Genomic DNA, 2,106 nt, shown 5'->3' with positions numbered 1-2,106 from the left:
GCCATCGTCTCCAACGTCTCGGCTTCCGCCGTGCAGCTGGAATCGGCGGCCTCGACGCTGACCCGCACCGCCGAGACCACCCAGAGCCTGTCGAGCCAGGTCGCCGACGTCTCCGAGCAGGCTTCCAGCAACATGCAGTCGGTGGCAACTGCGACCGAAGAGCTCTCGGCCTCGGTCGAGGAGATCGGCCGCCAGGTTCGCGATTCCAGCCGCATTGCCGAAGCTGCCGTGGTGCAGGCCCAGGAGACCGATAACCGCATCGGCAAGCTCTCGCATGCGGCCCAGCAGATCGGCGAAGTCGTCAAGCTCATCACGGCGATCGCGGAGCAGACCAATCTTCTGGCGCTCAACGCGACCATCGAGGCGGCGCGCGCCGGCGAAGCCGGCCGCGGCTTTGCAGTGGTCGCCAGCGAAGTGAAGTCGCTCGCGAGCCAGACCGCAAAGGCCACCGACGAGATCTCCTCGCACATCACGGGCATGCAAGGCGCCACCGCCGAGTCGGTTGCGGCGATCAAGGAGATCGGCGCGACCATCGGCCAGATCTCGTCGATCTCGACGTCGATTGCAAGCGCAGTGGAGCAGCAAGGCGCAGCGACCCAGGAAATCGCGCGCAGCGTCCAGACGGTTGCACAGGGCACTCAGACCGCCGCCACCGACATCGGCCAGGTCAACCGCGGCGCCGCCGAAACCGGCTCGGCCTCGGAAGAGGTGCTGCATTCGGCCAAGACACTGTCGTCCGAAAGCACCCGTCTGCGCGCCGAGCTCGACCGCTTCATGGGCAATATCCGGGCGGCGTAGGGGCATTCCCGCCAATGTCGTCCTGGTTTTCGCCAGGACGACGAGACCCTGCGTCACCTAACCGCCGGTTGCGGCGCCACAAATTTACCGCAGCTTATCCTTTGCCCTTTACCGTGCTCACGCGTCAGGAAGCGGGCTGCTTCCGGGCTGCGCCTGGTTTTCCGCGAATGGAATGGGGTGGGGAATGCCCGTCAAGTCGAAGCCGACCACATCGAAGCTGCTCACCTTGCGTTTTCGCGCAAAAATCATCCTCGGCTTCGTGGCGGTGCTCGCCATCCTCGCCGTCAGCATGGCTTTCGCCTATTACGGCTTCGAGCGGATCCAGGCCGCCGTGGCCTCCTACCGCTCCAGCGTCGCCGAAGCGGACCTTGCGCGGACGGTCGATCGCGAGCTGATCGCCTACCAGGGGTTGGCGCGGGCCTACACGCTGACCGGCGCGGCGGATGACGAGACCGCCGCGAAAGCGGCCGAAGAGAATTTGAGGGCTGCGATCGCCAAGTCTGGGGCGGCCACCACGGGCGCCGCGCGCCGCGAGCAGGTCGGCCGGCTCGAGGCCGACTTCAAGAGCTTCACCAAGGTGTTCGGCGAGATCATCACGTTGACGCGCGAGAACGGCAAGATCGCGACGGATGAGCTCAACAGCGTCGGCAACAAGATCCGCTTCAAGTTCGACGATCTTGCCGATACCGCGGCATTGGCGGGCCTGAACTCGGTTCAGGGCACGGCCAAGGACATCACATCGCAATACCTTGCGGTCTCCACCTCGGTCAGCGCCTTCGTCGCCAAGCCGGAGCCGAAGACCGCCGACGGCGTGACCGCCCGCATCAAGTTCCTGGAGACCCTGCTGGTCTCGATCTATGCCAACGATCAGAAGATCACCGACCGCGTCACCGAGATCAGCAATCTCTTGAAGCAGTACCGCACCTCCTTTTCGAAGCTGACCGAGAACGTGAAGGTCATCGTCAAGCTGAACGGCGACATGACCAAAACGGCTGCGTCCATTCTCAAGCTCTCGGGTGAGCTGCGGTCGGAGCTGACGGCGGATCAGCAGCGCATCGAGGTGAGCGCCAATGCCACCATCAGCGATACCGAGCGGACGATGCTGATGATGGCGCTCGGCGGCCTCGCCATTGGCGCCGCGTTGGCCTGGATGCTGGGCAATGGCATTTCGCGTCCGATGATCGCGATGTGCAAGGCGATGCGCGAGCTTGCCTCGGGCAATTTCGACGTCGTGCTGCCGGGCCTGGGCCGCAAGGACGAGATCGGCGAGATGGCCGGCGCGGTAGAAGAATTCAAGGTGCAGGCCGT

2 protein-coding genes are annotated in these 2,106 nt (G+C 64.6%); both read left to right on the top strand.

The genetic code is table 11. The annotated features are described in order from the left end of the window. On the top strand, positions 1 to 798 hold a 798-nt coding region (locus AC0L3U_RS38195; protein ID WP_473364932.1), incomplete at its 5' end, for a methyl-accepting chemotaxis protein. A gap of 184 nt (positions 799 to 982) precedes the next feature. After that, positions 983 to 2,106: HAMP domain-containing protein (locus tag AC0L3U_RS38190; RefSeq protein WP_473364931.1), on the top strand; the 1,124-nt coding region annotated here is incomplete at its 3' end.

The organism is Bradyrhizobium sp. Kon69 (genome assembly GCF_055807515.1).
Note: the sequence above shows the minus strand (reverse complement) of the source record. Positions and strands in the feature narration are given on the sequence as shown.